Origin of the sequence: Prauserella flavalba (genome assembly GCF_003202235.1) — a bacterium.
Classification (GTDB): domain Bacteria; phylum Actinomycetota; class Actinomycetes; order Mycobacteriales; family Pseudonocardiaceae; genus Prauserella_A; species Prauserella_A flavalba.
The window spans coordinates 202,631-220,232 of the sequence record NZ_MASU01000002.1 but is presented as its reverse complement, the minus strand read 5'-3'; the positions used below and the strand labels follow the sequence as shown (position 1 = coordinate 220,232).

At 71.1% G+C, this 17,602-nt stretch carries 23 protein-coding genes and 1 pseudogene; 10 read left to right on the top strand and 14 right to left on the bottom strand.

The window, feature by feature from the left end; translation table 11 throughout:
* Positions 1-115: 115 nt before the first annotated feature.
* A complete protein-coding gene (locus BA062_RS03375; protein ID WP_110334538.1) occupies positions 116-850 on the bottom strand; it encodes a hypothetical protein in 735 nt (244 codons plus the stop codon).
* A gap of 266 nt (positions 851-1,116) precedes the next feature.
* Here BA062_RS03375 and BA062_RS03370 point away from each other — a divergent pair, with 266 nt between their 5' ends.
* Genes BA062_RS03370 through BA062_RS03350 form a run of 5 tightly spaced genes read left to right on the top strand, consistent with a single transcriptional unit; the run spans position 1,117 to position 5,500 of the window.
* Positions 1,117-2,010 (top strand): hypothetical protein, encoded by an 894-nt coding sequence (locus BA062_RS03370; protein WP_110334537.1) that lies wholly within the window; start codon positions 1,117-1,119, stop codon positions 2,008-2,010.
* The gene (locus tag BA062_RS03365; protein WP_110334536.1) at positions 2,007-2,807 is read left to right on the top strand and encodes a hypothetical protein; all 801 of its coding nucleotides are present in this window, start codon (positions 2,007-2,009) and stop codon (positions 2,805-2,807) included. Before BA062_RS03370 ends, BA062_RS03365 begins: the two co-directional genes overlap by 4 nt.
* A gap of 11 nt (positions 2,808-2,818) precedes the next feature.
* Complete coding sequence (locus BA062_RS03360) at positions 2,819-3,328, top strand: hypothetical protein (protein ID WP_210406749.1); 510 nt, start codon at positions 2,819-2,821, stop codon at positions 3,326-3,328.
* 9 nt (positions 3,329-3,337) lie between these two features.
* Complete coding sequence (locus BA062_RS03355) at positions 3,338-5,050, top strand: asparagine synthetase B family protein (protein WP_110334535.1); 1,713 nt, start codon at positions 3,338-3,340, stop codon at positions 5,048-5,050.
* Positions 5,051-5,068: 18 nt separating this feature from the next.
* On the top strand, positions 5,069-5,500 hold the full coding sequence (locus BA062_RS03350; protein ID WP_210406748.1) for a bleomycin resistance protein: 432 nt from the start codon (positions 5,069-5,071) through the stop codon (positions 5,498-5,500).
* On the opposite strand, the gene lexA is transcribed toward BA062_RS03350, so the two are convergent.
* From lexA to BA062_RS03335, 3 genes are read right to left on the bottom strand one after another with little or no spacing between them, the layout of a single operon-like run.
* The gene (lexA, locus tag BA062_RS03345; RefSeq protein ID WP_110335001.1) at positions 5,431-6,093 is read right to left on the bottom strand and encodes a transcriptional repressor LexA; all 663 of its coding nucleotides are present in this window, start codon (positions 6,091-6,093) and stop codon (positions 5,431-5,433) included. The genes BA062_RS03350 and lexA overlap by 70 nt on opposite strands.
* Positions 6,094-6,107: 14 nt before the next feature.
* Positions 6,108-6,608: a hypothetical protein gene (locus BA062_RS03340; RefSeq protein WP_146239993.1), complete on the bottom strand. Its 501-nt coding sequence runs from the start codon at positions 6,606-6,608 to the stop codon at positions 6,108-6,110.
* A gap of 25 nt (positions 6,609-6,633) precedes the next feature.
* Positions 6,634-7,299: a TetR/AcrR family transcriptional regulator gene (locus BA062_RS03335; protein WP_110334533.1), complete on the bottom strand. Its 666-nt coding sequence runs from the start codon at positions 7,297-7,299 to the stop codon at positions 6,634-6,636.
* 77 nt (positions 7,300-7,376) lie between these two features.
* Between BA062_RS03335 and BA062_RS03330 the strand changes: the two genes are divergently transcribed.
* On the top strand, positions 7,377-7,796 hold the full coding sequence (locus BA062_RS03330) for an ester cyclase (RefSeq protein ID WP_110334532.1): 420 nt from the start codon (positions 7,377-7,379) through the stop codon (positions 7,794-7,796).
* Here BA062_RS03330 and BA062_RS41275 read toward each other — a convergent pair.
* From BA062_RS41275 to BA062_RS03285, 8 genes and pseudogenes are all read right to left on the bottom strand, one after another.
* Positions 7,789-7,893 (bottom strand): annotated as a pseudogene (locus tag BA062_RS41275) (helix-hairpin-helix domain-containing protein); the annotation flags it as partial. The gene BA062_RS03330 and the pseudogene BA062_RS41275 overlap by 8 nt on opposite strands.
* Before the next feature lie 116 nt (positions 7,894-8,009).
* Positions 8,010-8,906, bottom strand: coding sequence for an SDR family oxidoreductase (locus BA062_RS03320; RefSeq protein ID WP_110334530.1), 897 nt, complete (start codon positions 8,904-8,906; stop codon positions 8,010-8,012).
* Positions 8,907-8,976: 70 nt separating this feature from the next.
* Positions 8,977-9,459, bottom strand: a complete 483-nt coding sequence (locus BA062_RS03315; RefSeq protein ID WP_110334529.1) for an SRPBCC family protein — start codon at positions 9,457-9,459, stop codon at positions 8,977-8,979.
* Between the two features lie 17 nt (positions 9,460-9,476).
* Positions 9,477-10,532, bottom strand: coding sequence for a PDR/VanB family oxidoreductase (locus BA062_RS03310; RefSeq protein WP_168213871.1), 1,056 nt, complete (start codon positions 10,530-10,532; stop codon positions 9,477-9,479).
* Positions 10,529-11,452 (bottom strand): metal-dependent hydrolase, encoded by a 924-nt coding sequence (locus BA062_RS03305; RefSeq protein WP_210406747.1) that lies wholly within the window; start codon positions 11,450-11,452, stop codon positions 10,529-10,531. The genes BA062_RS03310 and BA062_RS03305 overlap by 4 nt, the downstream gene beginning before the upstream one ends.
* Positions 11,452-12,921 (bottom strand): flavin-containing monooxygenase, encoded by a 1,470-nt coding sequence (locus tag BA062_RS03300; protein WP_110334528.1) that lies wholly within the window; start codon positions 12,919-12,921, stop codon positions 11,452-11,454. Before BA062_RS03300 ends, BA062_RS03305 begins: the two co-directional genes overlap by 1 nt.
* 93 nt (positions 12,922-13,014) lie before the next feature.
* The gene (locus tag BA062_RS03295; RefSeq protein ID WP_110334527.1) at positions 13,015-13,662 is read right to left on the bottom strand and encodes a TetR/AcrR family transcriptional regulator; all 648 of its coding nucleotides are present in this window, start codon (positions 13,660-13,662) and stop codon (positions 13,015-13,017) included.
* Positions 13,663-13,895: 233 nt separating this feature from the next.
* Positions 13,896-14,297 (bottom strand): ArsI/CadI family heavy metal resistance metalloenzyme, encoded by a 402-nt coding sequence (locus BA062_RS03285; protein ID WP_110334526.1) that lies wholly within the window; start codon positions 14,295-14,297, stop codon positions 13,896-13,898.
* A 44-nt stretch (positions 14,298-14,341) separates the two neighbouring features.
* Here BA062_RS03285 and BA062_RS03280 point away from each other — a divergent pair, with 44 nt between their 5' ends.
* From BA062_RS03280 to BA062_RS03270, 3 genes are read left to right on the top strand one after another with little or no spacing between them, the layout of a single operon-like run.
* Entirely contained in the window at positions 14,342-14,704 is a 363-nt protein-coding gene (locus tag BA062_RS03280; protein ID WP_110334525.1) for an ArsR/SmtB family transcription factor, read from the top strand.
* Positions 14,701-15,774, top strand: a complete 1,074-nt coding sequence (arsB, locus tag BA062_RS03275) for an ACR3 family arsenite efflux transporter (RefSeq protein WP_110334524.1) — start codon at positions 14,701-14,703, stop codon at positions 15,772-15,774. Before BA062_RS03280 ends, arsB begins: the two co-directional genes overlap by 4 nt.
* A complete protein-coding gene (locus BA062_RS03270; RefSeq protein WP_110334523.1) occupies positions 15,771-16,172 on the top strand; it encodes an arsenate reductase ArsC in 402 nt (133 codons plus the stop codon). The genes arsB and BA062_RS03270 overlap by 4 nt, the downstream gene beginning before the upstream one ends.
* Here the strand turns inward: BA062_RS03270 and BA062_RS03265 are convergent, their stop codons facing one another.
* On the bottom strand, positions 16,173-16,571 hold the full coding sequence (locus tag BA062_RS03265) for a YciI family protein (RefSeq protein WP_110334522.1): 399 nt from the start codon (positions 16,569-16,571) through the stop codon (positions 16,173-16,175).
* Positions 16,572-16,587: 16 nt separating this feature from the next.
* Positions 16,588-16,962: a VOC family protein gene (locus BA062_RS03260; protein ID WP_110334998.1), complete on the bottom strand. Its 375-nt coding sequence runs from the start codon at positions 16,960-16,962 to the stop codon at positions 16,588-16,590.
* Between the two features lie 295 nt (positions 16,963-17,257).
* On the opposite strand from BA062_RS03260, the gene BA062_RS03250 reads away from it, so the two are divergent.
* Complete coding sequence (locus tag BA062_RS03250) at positions 17,258-17,437, top strand: hypothetical protein (RefSeq protein ID WP_110334521.1); 180 nt, start codon at positions 17,258-17,260, stop codon at positions 17,435-17,437.
* Positions 17,438-17,602 lie beyond the last annotated feature (165 nt).

Sequence of the window (17,602 nt, the reverse complement as noted above, 5' to 3'; positions counted from 1 at the left end):
GACAAATCACCCGAAAGGGTAACGCGCTCAGAATGAGAAAGATCATGCCCGAAAACGGTAACGCGCCGAATCGCGTGCCGACGTCATGGTGGGAAATTGACGAGCTTTCCCGAGGTCAGGTCGGAAGGTTTTCGCACGCCTCCGACGAGGGAAGTTCCTCTGCGAGGAAAACAGTCTGCGCCATCATCCGATAGCCCGACATCTTCTCCCGGAACGTTTCGATGGATTCCTCGGGGTGCACGGAATCGATCACCGCGTGCTCGCCGATCGCGTTGAACTGGTGACTCACCCCTCGCGGAATCTGCATGTCCACGAACGAACACGGCGGAACAACGAGGTTGTAACGAGTTCGCCGCACCCCTTCCGGCGCGTCCGGCAGTTCGTCCTCGAACTCCCGCGGCACGAAGGGAGTCACGCCGGGAACGTTCGTCACCTCGAACGGCGACAGGCTGCTCACCCTGATTCGGGTCTCCGGCCCGGTCATCATGCGCACGAACCGCAGCCCGGTGTGCAGGTGCATGCGCGAACACACGCCCCGCTCCCTGACGTTGTAGAAGTCCATCACGTAACGGTCGGCGAAGAAGTCGTCGAACGGCGTGTCCAGAAGGTAGACGTCGCCCTCCTCGAAGACCTGCGAACGCACGATCCCGTCCCGGTCCTCCGTCGTCGCGGTGCGGCTGCGTTTCGCCGCGCCCACGATCTCGGCGAATGCGGTGACCACGGCGAGCGCCGCGGCCTCCGGCAACCGCAGTACCGGGGTCACCACGTTCCGCGCCGGATCCACGAAGGACGCGACGTCGTGGACCTCGTTCTCCGCGTCCGCGTCGCGCTTCAGTCGTGGGTCGGACATGATGGGCACCTCCCGGTCGGCGGCCGGGCTTTTGTTGCGATTGCTTGTTTTCCGGCCGCGCTCCTTTATGATCTACCTCAGGTCGATGGGGGCGGAACAGTGGTTTTGACGAGGCGCACAGGCGAGAGTGGCGGCTCGCGATGATCTGCCCCCACTGCCATCGAGACCTCAAGCGCAGCGAACGCTCCGACTACCGCTGCAAGTACTGCTCTCGGCTTTTCGCCCTGGAGCCAAAGGAAGGCGGCATCCGGGTCCACGATCTGCGGGTGCGCCGGCTCGCGGACAAGCTGACCGATGACGGCAGAATTCACTACACTTTGCCCCAACTCTGGTACGCCGCCGCGCGCGGCCGCCTGCCCGATCCGTTCGACAAGATCTTCGGCATCGGCTGCTTCGTCTTCATCGCGGGCATCATCGCGGTGGTCGCGGCCATCTCGACTGACCTCAGCTGGGGAACCGCGCTGACCGCGGTGGGTGTGCTGGTGGTCGTTCTGCTGCTGCTCTTCTTCGTCGCCTGGCCGTGGTACGAGCGCAGGGCGAAGATCCGGATGCCCGAGAAGCTCGGCGATTTCCGCGCCCGGCTGCTGCGCTGGGAAGCCACCTACGACGGCAACCTGCCGCCGGGCATGGTGGACGATTCGAAGGTCACCGTTCCGGTCGTGACCGAGCCGCGGGTCGCCGTGGTGTGCCCCGATCCCACCGTGCTCGCGTGCCTCGCGGCGAACGGCGTCGCCGCTGCCCACTCGGCCGCGCTCGTCGGTTCCCTCGACCGGGTTCCGCCGGATGTTCCCGTCGTCGTGCTGCACGACGCGAGCCCCGATGGCATCCGCCTTGCCGCCGACGCGCGGGCCGCGTTCGGCTCCCGGGTGGTGGCGCCAGGGCTGCGCCCGAAGGCCGTGCTGGCTGAGGAGAAGGCCATCAAGCTGCGCGAGCGGCCGCTGCCGGAGGCCGAGGTGCGGGGGCTGCGCGCACTCGATCCCGCCCTGACCGAGGAGGAGGCCGGCTGGCTCGGCGCGGGCTGGTGGTCGCCGCTGGCCGCGGTGCGCCCGCCCAGGCTGCTCAAGGTGCTCGACCGCGCGATCGCCAGGGCACACGGCGAACCCGACGCCGACCGGCGGGCCGCCCGGCGGGTCGGCTTCCTCACCTGGCCCGGCGCATGAACGTCCTGGATCGCGCCCTGCGCGTCGCCGCCGAGCGCGTCGCCGAGCCGGGCGGACTGCGCTTCACCGAACGTCAGCTGTACTACGAGCTCTGCCGGGTACTGCGGCCCGCGCACCGGGTGCCCCGCCGGTGGGCGTTCACCGTCGCCCCCGCGGTGCCCTATCCGCGATTCCGCGCCGCGCTGAAGCGGCTCGGACCGCTGCCCGGCCTGCTGCCCCCGGTGGAGCCCGCACGTCGCCAGGTGGGCCGCCACACGCGGGAACCGGACCTGTTCGACTACGGCCTGCCCCGGCTGCTGGTGTGCGAATCGGACGCGATCGCGAACATGTTGCGCGCCAACGGGGTCCCAATGGAATCGGCGTGCCCGGTGTTCGGTGCGGCCGAGCTGCCGCTGGCCGACGGGGTGGTGGGGATGCTCGGCAGGGCCGAGCGGCCCACCGTCTACGCGCTGCACGACGCGAGCGTGCCCGGCCTGGCGCTCCCCGCCAGGCTGCGGCGGCTGGCCGCGGTACCGGAGGACGTGCGCGTGGCCGGCATCGGCCTGCGGCCCCGGCACGCGGGTGCGCTGCACCTCACGCACGGGCGCGGCCCCGCGGTCCCGCCGCCGTCCGGGGTGAGCCCGTGGGAACGGGACTGGCTCGCCCGCGGGCGGTTCACGGAGGTCGCCGCGGTCCGCCCGGCGTCGCTGCTGCGCACGGTGCACCGGCTGGTTCGCGACGTCCGGCCCACCCGCGCGCGGATTCCGGATCTGCGCGGGGCCAGGGAAACGGGCTTTCTGAGTTGGCCGAGCGCATGAGGGAGGCAACCGTGCGGCCGAGACGGGAGAACACCTACACCGACGAGCTGCTCGCCGACGGAACGGTGCACCGGCGCTACTCCGACGGGCGCGCCGAATGGCGCACGCGCGGCGAGGGCGGGGTGGTGTCGTGGCGCGACAGCCACGGCGTGACCGGCACCGACGAGCCGCTGGGCCGCAGGATCGTCAAGCGGACATTCCACGACGGGCGTGTGCTCTACGGCCGGGAGGCGGGCTACGGGCGAACCCTGTGGGGCGACGGGGTGCTCACGGTGAACCGCTCGTCCTTCGGCGGGCGCGTCGGCGCCGTGCTCGCCGGGGTGGCGGGCGGCGCGCTCGTCGCCGGGCTGGTGCTGCCGCCGATGTCGATGACCGAGGCGGAGGAAGAGGAGCTGCGGCAGCAGGCGCAGAGCACGGGCGGCGGCGGGGACGCCGGGAGCACCGGTGAGGGCGACGACACGTACGACGACGACTGGTCCGACGGCGAGGGCGGTTTGGATGACGGCGGCGATTTCGGCTGAGGCCGCGGCATGACGCGCTGGTGTGCGTCCTCGGCGGACGGTGACCTCGTCGCGGTCGGCGGACGGGATGTGCTGACGGCGGGCAGGCACGCGTTCGGCCTGCTCGACGGGCCGGGCGCCGCCACCGCGCCGTGCCGGGCGGCCGGGTTGACGGCGGTCGGCGAGGTGACGTTGTTCAACGCCCACGAGCTGCGCTCGCGGCTCGGCACCGACGCGCCGCCGCCCGGGTGTTCCGACACTGAGCTGCTGCTGCACAGCTACGCCCGCTTCGGGCTCGCCGGGCTCGCCGCCACCGACGGCATGTTCGCGCTGGCCATCGCGGACGGTCCCGAGCTGGTGCTGGTGCGCGACCACACCGGAGCACGCACGGCGTTCTACGCGCGGTCCGGCCGAAGCTGGCTCGCGTCGACGTCGCTGCGGGCGATACACCGCTGGCCCGCGCTGGACACCGGGCTGAACCTCTCCGCGGTCAGGTCCTTCCTCACGTTCGCCTACCTGCCCGGCGCCGAGACGCTGCTGCGCGGCGTCCACGAGGTGCTGCCGGGCCGGTGCCTGCGGCTGCGCGCGGACACCACCACCGCGGAGGAGGTGTTCTGGGAGCCGCAGGAGCTGACCGACGCGCGCCCGGCCGCCGAGCACGCGCACGCGCTCCGCGCACTGCTGGAGGAGGCCACCGCGCGGCGGCTGCCCAGCGGCGAGGCCGCCGCCGTGCTGCTCTCCGGCGGCGTCGACAGCAGCCTCGTCACGGCGCTCGCCACGAAGCTGCACGACAACCCCGTGCGCACCTACTCGATCAGCTTCGGCGACGAGCTGCCCAACGAGCTCGGCTACTCGGGGCTCGTAGCCGCGCACTGCCACACCGAACACCGTGTGCTGACCGTCGCGGGCGAGACCGTCGCCGCGCGGCTGCCGGACACGGTCGCGCTGCTGGACTGCCCCGTCGGCGACCCGCTGACCGTGCCGAACCGGTTGCTCGCCGAGGCCGTCGCGGGCGACGGGATGAGCGTGGTGCTCAACGGCGAGGGCGGCGACCCGGTGTTCGGCGGGCCCAAGAACCTGCCGATGCTGATCTCCGAGCTGCATCGCGACGATCCCGATCCTCGCGCGAGAGCGTTGGCGTACCTGGACTCCTACCGCAAGTGCTACGCCGACCTCCCCGCCCTGCTCACCGGCGACGTGCTCGCGGAGCTGGGCGACGCGCCGCACCCGGCCGAACTGGTCGCGCCCTACCTGCGGCAGGGCCGGATGCACAGCCTGCTCAACCAGCTGCTGCACGCGAACCTGCGCACGAAGGGCGCACACCACATCCTGAGCAAGGTGGAGCGGATCACCGCGGCGAGCGGGCTGGAGGGCAGGTCACCACTGTTCGCGCGCCCCGTGATCGACCAGGCGTTCCGGGTGCCCCCGCGCTGGAAACTGGCGGGCACCACGGAGAAATGGGTCCTCAAGGAAGCGGTCAGGGACCTGCTTCCCGCGACGGTGGTGGACCGTCCGAAGAGCGGCATGCGGGTGCCCGTGCAGCAATGGCTGGCGGGTCCGCTGCGGGAACTCGGCAACGACCTGCTGCTGAGCCGCACGACCCGGCAGCGCGGCCTGGTCCGCCCCGACACTCTGCGGTCCTGGCTGCGCAGGGAGGGCACGCTGCTGCCGAGGCACGGCGGGAAACTGTGGCTGGTGCTGACTTTGGAGCTGTGGCTGCGCTCGTTCGAGGTCGGCGGCTGACGCGCGTACCGTGTCGGCATGGCAGACGAGGTGCGGTTCGAGGACATCACGCCGGTCGTCCCGGTGCGGGATCTGGCGGCGGCGCTGGAGCGCTACCGGCGGCTCGGGTTCACGGTCGAGCGAGCAGATGCGGGCGCGGACTACGCCTTCGCGAACCGCGGCGAGGTCTGGCTGCACCTGACCGAATGGGCCGAGCACGACCCGAAGCGCACCGGCGCCGCGGTGTACGTCTACGTCTCGGACGCCGACGCGGTGCACACCGAATGGTCGGCCTCCGGTGTCGAGGGCCGCTTCACCACTCCACAGGACACACCGTACGGACTGCGCGAGTTCGCCTACGTGGACCCGGAGGGCACGCTGCACCGCATCGGCTCGCCGCGTCAGACGCTGCGCAGCACCGAGACCACGACGCCGAGCACCACGGCCTCGTCGCCGTCGATCACCTCGTAGGCGGGGTTGCGCGGTTCGAGGTAGACGTGGCCGCCCCTGCGGCGGAACACCTTCACCGTGGCCTCGCCGTCGATCATCGCGGCGACGATCTGCCCCGAATGGGCTTCCGACTGCTGCTTCACCACCACGATGTCGCCGTCGCAGATCGCGGCGTCGATCATCGAGTCACCGCGCACGCGCAGGCCGAACACGTTGCCGCGCCCGATCAGCTCGCGGGGCAGCGTCAGCGTGTCGTCGACGTGCTCCACCGCGGAGATGGGCGTACCCGCCGCGATGTCACCGACCACGGGAACCGGCACCGAGTCCTCTGTGGACTGACTGCCGGACGGCTCGCGCAGGAACGCGCGCACGTCGATCGGCCGGGACACGGAGCTGCTGCGCCGCAGGAAGCCCTTTTCCTCAAGGCTCGCCAGGTGCCTCGACACCGAGGACGTGGAGCGCAGGCCGACCGCGTCACCGATCTCGCGCGTGCTCGGCGAGTACCCGTACCTGACCACCCAGTCCCGGATGGCGACCAGGATTCGCTGCTGCCGGTGGGGAAGTGCCGAGGCGTCCAGATCGCCGAACGCGTCGAACTCGTCGTAGGTGGTCACCTGCGGCATCGTAGTCACCAGCCCAGCCGTGCCAGCACACCGTCCGCCGTCCTCGCCACCGCGTCGCAGTAGCTCTCGTCGCTCGTCAGGCCGCCGGAACCGCGGGCCTGCAACTGCACGAACGCCGGGTGGGCCGCGACGTCGAGGTGGCAACTGGAGGCGGTCTCCGAGGTGATGTAACCGATGGTGTCACCGACCTTGACGGTGTCGCTGGCGTCGGTGATCACGTCGGGCATCGGCGGCTCCCACAGCATGAGCGTCACCTCGCCCGTACCGGTTCCCTTCCAGTCGCAGCGCGGCCGGTCCTGCTCGTCCGTCCGCTTCGGAGTGATGGCCGAGGCGTCCTCGCCGAGGTAGGTCTCGGCCTCCTCTTCGGTCAGCAGCGAGCACGGGTCCTCCTGCTGCCAGTCCGAGGCCGAGTCGGTCTCCTCGCTGTCCTGGCTGCACGCGGTGAGTCCCAGCATCGCCACGGCCGCCACCGCGGCGACGACCTGTCGTCCTGTCCCGTGCTCCACTCGCGGCATCGTAAACGGCGTGTACTCACTCGATGGTGGGCGGTAGCAGCGCGTGCACGAGCGTGTCGGTGAGCCAGTCCCGGTACTCGTCCTGAGTCCACCCGCGACTGGTCACGAGCGCCTCGTAGTTGGCCTGCGCGCAGATGGTCCAGATGAGGTCTGCCGCGCGCTCGACGGACAGTCCGGGTCGCAGGGCGCCGCGCTCGGCGAGCAGGGCCGCGAAGTCACGCAGGCCGTCGAGCCGTTGCCGCGCGTGTGCTTCCCGCAGCGCCTCCAGCTTCGGATCACCGGGCGCCGCGGCATCGAGCACCCGCAGCAGGGGCCCAACGCGGCTCCACACGCCGGGTTGCGTCCGCGCGTACAGCGCGAGCTGCCGCCGAGGCTCCCGCTCCTCGATCACTCGGCGGATCGCCGGCCGCTCCCGCACCGGAACCTCGGCCCGCTCGGGCCCCCCGGCCAATGCCGCCTGCACCGCGGCCTCCAGCAACCCGGCCTTGCCAGCCGCCGAGCGGTACACGGTTTCCACCGCGACGCCCGCCTCAGCCGCGATCCGGGGGATGGTCGCACGGGCGTAGCCGTACTCGAGGAAGACCCTGCGCGCGGCCTCGATGATCTGCGCCCTGGTGCGCGCGGCCTGCTCGCGCCGTTTCGGCGCGTCGTAGCGCCGCCTGGGTCTTGCGTTCTCACTCATTGGCGAGAATGATACTGTCACGAAATTGCTTCTCCCGCGACTGACACACAGCCACGGGCAACTCTTCGGGAGGAGTCATGAGCAACGACGTCAAAGCCATCGCACGGCGGGTCCTGGAAGAGGTCTTCCCTGCCGACGACGAGGCCGCGCTGGCCACGCTCGTCAGCGACGAGTTCGTCAACCACGAGGCACCGCCAGGCACCCCACCCGGCCTCGGCAGCGTCACGTACTACATGCACCTGCTGAACAAGGCCTTCAGCGACCAGCGCTGGGAGATCCACCGGGTGATCGCGGAAGGTGACACGGTGGCGATCCACTGCACCCACAGCGGCAGGCACACCGGCGAGTTCTTCGGCCTCGCTCCCACAGGACGCCGCTTCGCCTACAAGCAGATGCACCTGGTCCGGGTGGCCGGCGGCAAAGGCGTCGAGCACTGGGCGGTGCGTGACGACGCCTCACTCTGGCGCCAGCTCCAAGGCGAGGGCGACGTCAGCTGAGCAGGCGTTTACGTTCCTCCGTGTAGTCCCACCACGGGCGCGGCGGCGCGCCGTTGGCCTGGTCCACAACGGACATGGACGTGTCCAGCAGGCAGGGCGGGTCCCACGTTGGCCAGCTCCAACAGGTCGGTGCCGTCGCGTCGTCGTCGAGGACTCATGTCCGCCAGTTCAGCAGCCGGACGGTGCGGCGTCTTGAACAGTTCGGACACCGGCTCAGTGCCGTGCCTCCAGGTCCCGGACGAGCGCGTGACACGAAGGATCGGCCGCGAGGTAGCGGTCGGCCACCACGTTGACGACGCCGCGCAGCAGCGCCCACGGCTGCCACGCCGAGGGCGCGACCACGCGGCCCGACCTGCGCTCGATGGCCCTGGCGAGCACGCGGGCCGCCTGCTCCGCGGTGATCCGCTTGCGCAGCGGTCCGGGCAGGCGGGCTTCGAGGGCACGGCCGAGCGGGTCGTCGTCGAGCGTGGCACGGGCCAGCGGAGTGTCGACGAAGCCGAAGTAGGCCACGCCGACGTCCGCGCCGTGCGGGGCGAGCTCCAGCCGCAGCGCGCGGCCCAGCTGCTCGACGCCCGCCTTGCTGATCATGTACGGCGACCCGCCTGGACCGGGTGTGAACGCCGCAGCCGACGACACCACGAGGACGTAACCACGCCGGGCGAGCACGTCGTCCAGCGCGGGCCGGACGGTGTTGAACACTCCGGTGAGGTTCACGGACACGACGCGGTCGAACTCGTGCGGATCCAGTTGCCGCAGCGTGCCGGGCGGCGGCGTCACGCCCGCGTTGGCCACCACCACGTCCCAGCCCCCCGTGTGCCGGGCGAGCCCGCCGACGGCCTCGGCCATGCCGGGCCGGTCGGCGACGTCGGCCACCACCGAGTGCGCGCGCGTGCCCAGTTCGGCCGTCACGGCGGCGAGCGCGCTCTCGTCCCGGTCCACGAGGCCCAGCACGGCGCCCTGCGCGTGCAGCGCGCGGGCCAGCGCGAGCCCGATGCCGCTCGCGGCGCCCGTGATCAGCACCGCCTTGCCTCGCACGTCCCGCGACGGCCCCGGCAGCGGCACGCCGAAGTCGCGGACGACGTCGAGCAGCGTTCGCACGGGACGGCTCACCGCGCCTCCAGTGTCCTGCGGGACACCCGCGCCCGGTCGGCACCGATGACCGGGGCTCCGCCAGTGTCGCTCATCGTGCCTCCTCGACGCGCCGGGCCAGCCCGCGAGGCAGCCCGGCGGTGACGCGCCGCAGCAGCGGCACCAGCGGCTTCGCCGCCACGGCGAGCACGGGCTCACTGGCGAACGTCCAGCGCAGCCGCGTCCCGCCGGGCACGGCGTCGAGTACGAGGTCCTCGGCGAAGCGGCGCAGACCCGGGCCGGTGGCCCGGTCGACCGTGAACGTCATGCGCCGCGCTTCTTCCCAGCGGTAGAAGCGTTCGTCGAGCGTCAGCGCGCCGCCGAGGGTCACCAGCCGCGTGGCACCGGGCCCTGGCGGCGACGTCCACTCCGCGCGGGTGATGAGGCGCGACCACGACACCAGCGCGTCGTCGGCCGTGAGCACCCGCCACACCACCGGCGGCGGCGCGGGCAGGTCGGCGACGTGCTCGAACCGCACCGGGGCGGTGCGCACGAACTCGTCGTCGGCCTCGGTCAGTGGGAACCAGCGCGGCATGGTCGTTCTCCTCGTCATCAGAGGTCCAGTACCAGCGAGCCGGAGGCGCGCGACACGCACAGCAGCATCGCGTCCTGGCGCTCGCGTGCGGTGAGCGTACGGTCGCGGTGCTCCACCCGCCCGTCGAGCACGCGGGTCTTGCACGTGCCGCAGAACCCCTGGCGGCAGGAGTAGGCCACGCCGGGCAGCGCGCGGCGGACCGCGGCCAGCGCCGTCTCGTCCCCGGCGACGTCCACGGTGATCCCGCTGCGCGCGAGCCGGATCCGGAACGGGCCGCCGCCCACGACGGGCAGCGGACTGAACCGTTCGGTGTGCAGGGACGCGGACGGGTCGAGGTCTCGCAGCATCCGCCACGCCCCGTCGGTCAGCGCCGGAGGGCCGCACAGGTACACCGCGGCACCGGGCCTGGCCAGCGGCAGGATGCCGGCGAGGTCGGGCCTGCCCGTGACGTCGTCGGTGCGCACGTCCACGGCGGCGGAGTCGTAGTGGGCGAGCTCGCGCAGGAACGGCAGGCTCGCGCGCGACCTGCCGAGGTAGACGAGCCGCCAGAGCCTGCCCCGCCGGTCGGCCTCGCGCACCATCGGCAGGATCGGGGTGATCCCGATGCCTCCGGCGACGAACAGGTAGGACCCGGCTTCGACGAGGGAGAACGCGTTGCGGGGTCCGCGCACGCGCACGGAATCGCCCACGCGAAGCCCGTGCACCTCCGCCGAGCCGCCCTCCCCGCCGGGGATGCGGCGCACCGCGACGCGGTAGGCGCGGCGGTCGGCGGGGTCGCCGCACAGCGAGTACTGCCGCTGGCGCCCGGAGGGCAGGAACAGGTCCACGTGGGCGCCGGGGACCCACGACGGCAGCGGGCGCCCGTCCGCGTCGCCGAGGACGAGGCTCACCACGTCCTCGGCCTCCTCACGACGGTCGAGAATGGACAGATCGAGGTCGAACCCGGTGCGGCGCACGGGCTGTGGCCGCGACAGCAGCGGGGCGATCCGGCTCGCGGCGAACACCCGGCGGTACGCCCCGCCCGCGGCGGCCGCGAGCCGCATGGCCTTGGTGGGCTGCGCGTTGACGGTCATGCCGTGCCCACCGCGGGCGAACGTGCGAGGTAGCGCAGTGCCGTGTCCATCGGCCCGAGCTGGGACGGGTGGAAGCTCGGGCGCAGGTACTTGGGGATCTCGGTGAGGAAGATCGTCGCCTTCGGGATCACGCCCCGGCGCGTGGCGCTGAGCAGTTCCGTCACCCACCAGCGCCGGGCGCCCGGCGTGGGATCGGTGCGGTACAGGTAGCGCGCGGTGGTGAGGAACAGCGTCGCGAGCGTGAAGCTCGCGAGCAGCGACGTCCGCACGCGGCGCGCGTAGCCGCCGTCGACGTGCATGAAGGCGTCGAACGCGACGTTGCGGTGCTCCACCTCCTCCGCGCCGTGCCACCGCACGAGGTCGAGCATCGTCGGGTGCATGCCCTTGCGTTCGAGGTGGTCGGCCTCCAGCAGCCACTCGCCCACCACCGCGGTGTAGTGCTCCATCGCGGCGAACAGGCCGAGCCGCTCGCACAGCCACGCGTGCCGGGCCCTGCCGGTGAGGCCGTGCTCGCCGAGCACCCGGTCGACGAGCCAGTCCATCTTGCGCGCGATGGGCTCCACGTCGAGCCCGAGCGTCGCGAGATGTTCCCTCGCGCCCTCGTGCGACGACGCGTGCGTGGACTCCTGGCCGATGAAGCCGACGACCTCCTCCCGCAGCCGCTCGTCGGTGATCAACGGCAGCGCCTCGGCCAGCGCCTTCGACATCGCCCGCTCACCCTCGGGCAGCACGAGATGCATCACGTTGATGATGTGCGTCGCCATCGGCTCGCCGGGGATGTAGTGCATCGGCACGCCCTCCCACGAGAAGTGGACGTCGCGCGCGGCGATGGCGTGCGCCTGCTCGGTGTAGCGGCGCGCCCCGCGTGCGTCGACCACCGGGCTGCGGCCGATTCGGGGAAGCCGGAACAGTCGGAACATCAAGCGCTCCTCACGTGGTAGTCAGCCAGGTCCACCTGCCGGGTGCGGGCCCGGAACCGCCGGTTGAACCCGGGGAAGAACGTGAAGTTGCGGCCACTGTCGTCGAGGTAGTAGCTGGCGCAGCCGCCGGTGTTCCACACCGAGCCGCGAAGCCCGTGGTCCACCTCGCGTACGAACTCCTCCTGTGCGCGCTCGCTGACCTCCAGCGCCGCGAGACCGCGCTGTTCCATGACGCGCAGGCAGCTCAGCACGTAGCGCACCTGGGCCTCGATGGTGACGACCTGCGACGTGTAGACCACCGAGTTCGGGCCCAGCAGCAGGAAGAAGTTGGGGAACCCGGCGACGGTGGTGCCGAGGTAGGCCCTCGGTCCCTTGCTCCACGCCTCGGCGAGCGTGCGCCCGTCCCTGCCGCGCAGCCGCGTGAACCCGGGGTGGTCGGTCATCCGGAAACCGGTGCCGAACACGAGCGTGTCGAGCCGGTGGGTGCGGCCGTCGGCGGTGACGATGCCCTCGGGCGTCACCTCGCGGACCCCGTCGGTCACCACCTCCACGTTCGGCCTGCACAACGCCGGGTAGTAGGCGTTCGAGAACGTGGGACGCTTGCAGCCGAAGGCGTACGACGGCGTGAGCTTCGCCCTCAGTTCCGGGTCGCGCACCTGCCTGCGCAGGTGCGCGCGGCCGAGCAGTTCGAGGCCCTTCAGCAGCGCGGGCTGGTGCACCAGACCGGGCACGAGCGCCTCCTGCACGAGGTCGAGCCCGGTCCGTGCGAGCGTCTGCACGGCAGGCACGCGCTCGAACACGCGTCTCGGCCAGCCGTCCATGCGCCGGTCCGGGTGCGGCATGATCCACGTCGGCGTGCGCTGGAACACCGTCAGCGTTCCGGCCGCGGGCTGCACCCTCGGCACGATCTGCACCGCCGACGCGCCCGTGCCGATCACGCCGACCCGCCTGTCCGTCAGGTCGTGGTCGTGGTTCCAGCGCGACGAGTGGAAAACGGTGCCGGAGAAGCGATCCAGGCCCGGCAGGCCCGGCACGGAGGGTTCGCTGAACGGCCCAAGCGCGCCCACGAGCACCTGTGCCTCCCAGGTGCCCCGGTCGGTGCGTACCCGCCACAGCCGGTCGTCCTCGTCCCAGGCCGCGTCGAGCACGTCGTGCCGCAGCCGGACGTGGGGCAGCACTCCGAAGTCGCTCGCACACCGGCGCAGGTAGTCCTGGATTTCGGCCTGCAGCGGGTAGAGCCTGCTCCAGCGCGGGTTCGGCGCGAACGAGAACGAGTACAAAATGGACGGTATGTCGCACTGGGCGCCCGGGTACGTGTTGGCCTGCCAGGTGCCGCCCACGTCGTCTGCGCGCTCCAGCACCACGAAGTCGTCGATGCCGGCCCGCTTCAGCGCGATCGCGGTGCCCAGTCCGCCGAACCCGGCCCCAATGATCGCGACGCGGGCGCGTGCTGCGCCGTTGCCCTGCATGAGGCCAAGGTAGAGCTGACATCACACGATGTCAACATCAGGTGATGTCAGTTTGTGGTGTACCTGTTGCGTGTCGCCGATCTTCCGTGAACGTCAGCGCAGCGAGCTGGCCTTCGCGAGCTGCTCGATCACCTGCACCACGTGCGCGACGAAGCGACCCTGGTCGATGGGCACGCGCCCGGCCAGCCACGCCTGGAACAGGTACGCGAGCGCCCCGAACACCGCCTGCGCGTTGAGCTCGACGTCGCGGTCGTCCGCGGCCTCGCCCGCGAGCCCGGGCGTGCGCAGCGCCTGCGCGATCGTCGTCGTGAACTCCTCGACGAGCTCGGCGCCGCGGCTCGTCAGCTCGGGAGCCGCGAGCGACTCGACGAACAGCACCCGGCCTCTCCTGGGGTCGGCGGTGACGAAACCGGTGAACGCCGCGACCGCGCGGTGCGTCAGGTCGGCGGTGCCCTCGGGCGCCTCCGCGAGTGCGGCCTCCAACACGGCCCTCGCCTGGCGGGCCACCGACTCCAGCACGGCGACCAGCAGTTCCTCCCGGTTGCGGAAACTCTCGTAGAAGTACCGCTCGGTGAGCCTGGCCTCCCGGCAGACGCCGCGCATGGTCACCGAGGCCGCGCCGTCGGTGCCCATGAGCGTGAAGCCTGCCTCGATCAGCTGCTCCCGGCGGCGGGCCTGCCGCTCGTCGGCGCCGACACCACGCCAGGGACGACTCGGGCCAGACTCCGCACGTACCGACATGCCGCCATCCTGTCACCCGGAACGGCCAGTTCGCCGAGGCCAGCACCGCCGACACGAGCCCGGGGAACCTGGTGTCGAGCTCCGCGAGGCGCGGGGCGCGGAAGTGGTGGCTAAGGGTCGAGGCGGCAACCGGCAGCCCCAAGGTGCCGCACGAACGGCACGAGCCTTCCCTTCGCTGATGACCTTCTCAGGTCTCTTCGACACTTACGACCAGGCCGTGACCCGTTCCCCGGTCAGGAGCAGCAACCCTCCGGTCGCCCGAACGACTGGGAGTCGGCCTTGACGGTGTAGACCTCCCAGGGCTCCTGGCCGGGGCCGTGCACCCAGACCTTGTCCTGGAGGGCGTAGCAGCAGGTGGTGTCGTCCTCGGTCAACGTGTCGAGACCTTCACCGGTGAGCCGCTTGCCCGCGGCGTCCACCTCGTCTGCCGTGTCGACCTCGACGCCGAGGTGGTCCATGACCGTGGCCTGGCCCGGGTCTCCCTCGAGCAGCACGAGCTTGAGCGGCGGCTCGGCGATGGCGAAGTTGGCGTAGCCGTCCCGAAGCTTGGCCGGGGCGGTGTCGAAGAGCTTCGAGTAGAACTCGATCGATCCCTGCAGGTCACCCACCCGCAGCGCGAGTTGCATGCGTGACATGCACTTAGATTGATAGCTAATTAGAGGTCTGTCAATATAGACGCATGCCGAAGCAACTGCCGCTGACCGACCTGGACGCGTGCTGCTCACCGTTGGCCCGCGAACCGTTGAGCGAGGGACAGGCCGTGGAGCTGTCCCGCCTGTTCAAGGCCATGTCCGACCCGGTGCGGCTGCGGTTGCTCTCACTGATCGCCTCGCACGCGGGCGGCGAGGCGTGCGTGTGCGACCTGACCGGCGCTTTCGACCTGACCGCGCCGACGATCTCCCACCACCTGAAGGTGCTGCGAGAGTCCGGGCTGGTCACCGGCGAACGGCGCGGGACCTGGGTTTACTACCGCGTGCACCCCGAGGTGCTGGCCCGGCTGTCGGCCGTGCTCGTGCCCGGCGAGGAGACGGTGCCCGCGTGACCACGACCGACAACGCCCCGGCCGGCCTCGTCGGCAGACTCTCGACACTCGACCGCTTCCTGCCGGTGTGGATCGGCGCGGCGATGGCCGCCGGACTCGTGGCAGGCCGCCTCGTCCCCGGGCTCGGCACCGCGCTGAACGCCGTGACCGTGGACGGCATCTCGCTGCCGATCGCCGTGGGACTGCTGGTGATGATGTACCCGGTGCTGGCCAAGGTCCGCTACGACGAGCTCGGCTCCGTGACCCGCGACCGGCGCCTGCTGTGGTCGTCGCTGCTGCTGAACTGGATCATCGGCCCGGCCCTGATGTTCGCGCTGGCCTGGCTCCTGCTGCCCGACCTGCCGGAGTACCGCACCGGGCTGATCATCGTCGGCCTCGCCCGCTGCATCGCGATGGTGATCATCTGGAACGACCTCGCGTGCGGCGACCGGGAGGCCGCCGCCGTGCTGGTGGCCGTGAACTCGGTCTTCCAGGTCGTCGCGTTCGGAGTGCTCGGCTGGTTCTACCTCGCGCTGCTGCCCGGCTGGCTCGGCCTCGAGACCACCGACCTCGCCGTGTCCGGCTGGGAGATCGCCAAGAGCGTGCTGATCTTCCTCGGCGTCCCGCTGGTGGCCGGGTTCCTCACGCGCAGGCTCGGCGAGCGCGCGAAGGGCCGCGGCTGGTACGAGACGCGCTTCCTGCCGAGGATCGGGCCGATCGCGCTCTACGGGCTGCTGTTCACCATCGTGATCCTCTTCGCGCTGCAGGGTGACCAGATCATCGCCCGACCGCTGGACGTCGCCAGGATCGCACTGCCGCTGCTCGGCTACTTCGCCGTGATGTGGGCGGGCTCGTACGCTCTCGGCAAGGGCCTTGGCCTGTCCTACGAGCGCACCACGACGCTGGCGTTCACCGCGGCCGGCAACAACTTCGAGCTCGCCATCGCCGTCGCCATCGCCACCTTCGGCGCCACCAGCGGCCAGGCACTGGCCGGGGTCGTAGGGCCGCTGATCGAGGTGCCAGTACTCGTCGGCCTCGTCTACGTATCACTCGCACTTCGTCGCCGTTTCACCGTGGAGGCAACCCGATGACCACCCTGCCCGAGGTCCTGTTCGTCTGCGTCCACAACGCGGGCCGCTCGCAGATGGCCGCCGCACTGCTCGACCACCACGCCAAGGGCCGGGTCACCGTCCGCTCCGCGGGCTCCGCGCCCGCCGACACCATCAACCCCGCCGTGGTCGAGGTGATGAACGAGCTCGGACTCGACCTGTCCAAGGAGTTCCCCAAGCCGCTGACCACCGACGCGGTACAGGCGGCCGACGTCGTCATCACGATGGGCTGCGGCGACGCGTGCCCCGTGTTCCCCGGCAAGCGCTACCTCGACTGGCAACTGGACGACCCGGCGGGCCAGCCGGCCGAACGCATCCGCCCCATCCGCGACGACATCGACCGCCGGGTACGAGCCCTGCTCGCGGAACTGACCGACTGATCAGCCGGTGCCGAACTCGACGAGCTCGGCGATCGGCCGTACCTCGACGGCGCCGAACCGGGTGTCCGGGAACCGGGAGGCGATCTCGGCGGCCCGCTCCCGGCTGGCGCATTCGACCACGAAGTAGCCCACGAGCTGCTCCTTCGCCTCGGCGTAAGGCCCGTCGGTCGTCGCGGGCACGCCCGCGCGCACGCGGAACGTCCGAGCATCCCCTGGCGCGCCCAGCGCCACGCCCGTCACCAGCTCCCCGGAGGCGACGATCTCCTCGTGCAACGCCTCGGCCTGCCTGGTCAGCTCGGCCTGCCCGGCCTCGGGCAGCTCGCGAAACCCGGGAGTCCTGGCGTAGGCGGGATGTTCCCAGTTCTCGGGGTTGCTGTAGATCAGAATCAGATACTTCACGCTCGCTCCTCGCCGTTCACGCCAGCCCGGCGACGCCGATCAAGTTGCCCTCGGGGTCGGTGAACTGCCCGACCACGAGATCCCCTCCCGGCGTGCGCTCCGGCCCCATCCTGCGCGTCCCGCCGAGCCGTTCAGCCTCCCGCAACGCCGACTCGACGTCGTCGACCCCGACGTAGAACAACACGCGCCGGTCGTATCCGGAACCGCCGCCGACACCGCCGTTGATGCCGGCATCCCCGTCGCCGACGAAGCCGTAGTTACCGGGCTCGGACACGGCCTCGATGGTGGTCCCGCCGGTCTGGAACTCCCACCCGAAAAGGCCCCGATAGTACTCGCGCAACCGCCCAGGATCGGTACCGATGATCTCGAAGTGCACGACGGGCTGGCCCATGCTGCTCCCTTCCGCGCCGACGTTCGGCGCCTCCACCACACTCGTCGGAGCAGGCGCCACCTTCTCGACATCGGTTCTGGGCGTTGTCCTCTCCGAGTTGGCTCAGCAGCTCGCGGGCGAGCGCCTCGCCCCACCACTCCTGGATGCGGCCGGGTGACCACGACCGCTCGACCGTGAGCGTGCTGTAGACGTCGATGTTGCAGAGCGCGGCGTAGATGTCGACGGCGACAGGAACGTCCAGCCCTCGCCGGAGCGTGCCCTCCGGCCCGCGTCACCGCGGCTCGGTACCTGGCCTGTGGGCGGCGACGAACGTGCTGTTCGGCTTCAACCAGGCCTTCTGGCGATCGCGCTGCTGGGCTTCACCGTCGCTCCGTACACTGTGGACGGAACGAACAGGATCGCGATCACCGGCCTGATCGGCTGGCTCGGCTGGGCGACCTGGATAGTCGCCTACGGCGTCACACTGAACCTCTAGCGAGCATTGGCTGCGCTTGCTGGCCCTTCGCGCCACTAGCCCAGCGTCGGCCCGTCGGTGGCTCCACTCAACGGCGCAACTTCGACCACCCCAACCACCAGCACTCGCGCGAGAGATGCACTCCTACCTGCGCTGGCGCAACGCGAACAACCGCCATCCAGACGT

Coding starts and splice junctions, on each gene's coding strand:
- BA062_RS03270 (WP_110334523.1), top strand. CDS start 15,771: ATGACCACCCTGCCCGAGGTCCTGTTCGTCTGCGTCCACAACGCGGGC.
- BA062_RS03295 (WP_110334527.1), bottom strand. CDS start 13,662: ATGTCGGTACGTGCGGAGTCTGGCCCGAGTCGTCCCTGGCGTGGTGTC.
- BA062_RS03330 (WP_110334532.1), top strand. CDS start 7,377: ATGAGCAACGACGTCAAAGCCATCGCACGGCGGGTCCTGGAAGAGGTC.
- BA062_RS03280 (WP_110334525.1), top strand. CDS start 14,342: ATGCCGAAGCAACTGCCGCTGACCGACCTGGACGCGTGCTGCTCACCG.
- BA062_RS03305 (WP_210406747.1), bottom strand. CDS start 11,452: ATGTTCCGACTGTTCCGGCTTCCCCGAATCGGCCGCAGCCCGGTGGTC.
- BA062_RS03260 (WP_110334998.1), bottom strand. CDS start 16,962: ATGGGCCAGCCCGTCGTGCACTTCGAGATCATCGGTACCGATCCTGGG.
- BA062_RS03350 (WP_210406748.1), top strand. CDS start 5,069: ATGGCAGACGAGGTGCGGTTCGAGGACATCACGCCGGTCGTCCCGGTG.
- BA062_RS03365 (WP_110334536.1), top strand. CDS start 2,007: ATGAACGTCCTGGATCGCGCCCTGCGCGTCGCCGCCGAGCGCGTCGCC.
- BA062_RS03285 (WP_110334526.1), bottom strand. CDS start 14,297: ATGTCACGCATGCAACTCGCGCTGCGGGTGGGTGACCTGCAGGGATCG.
- BA062_RS03335 (WP_110334533.1), bottom strand. CDS start 7,299: ATGAGTGAGAACGCAAGACCCAGGCGGCGCTACGACGCGCCGAAACGG.
- BA062_RS03315 (WP_110334529.1), bottom strand. CDS start 9,459: ATGCCGCGCTGGTTCCCACTGACCGAGGCCGACGACGAGTTCGTGCGC.
- BA062_RS03310 (WP_168213871.1), bottom strand. CDS start 10,532: ATGACCGTCAACGCGCAGCCCACCAAGGCCATGCGGCTCGCGGCCGCC.
- BA062_RS03300 (WP_110334528.1), bottom strand. CDS start 12,921: ATGCAGGGCAACGGCGCAGCACGCGCCCGCGTCGCGATCATTGGGGCC.
- BA062_RS03355 (WP_110334535.1), top strand. CDS start 3,338: ATGACGCGCTGGTGTGCGTCCTCGGCGGACGGTGACCTCGTCGCGGTC.
- BA062_RS03375 (WP_110334538.1), bottom strand. CDS start 850: ATGTCCGACCCACGACTGAAGCGCGACGCGGACGCGGAGAACGAGGTC.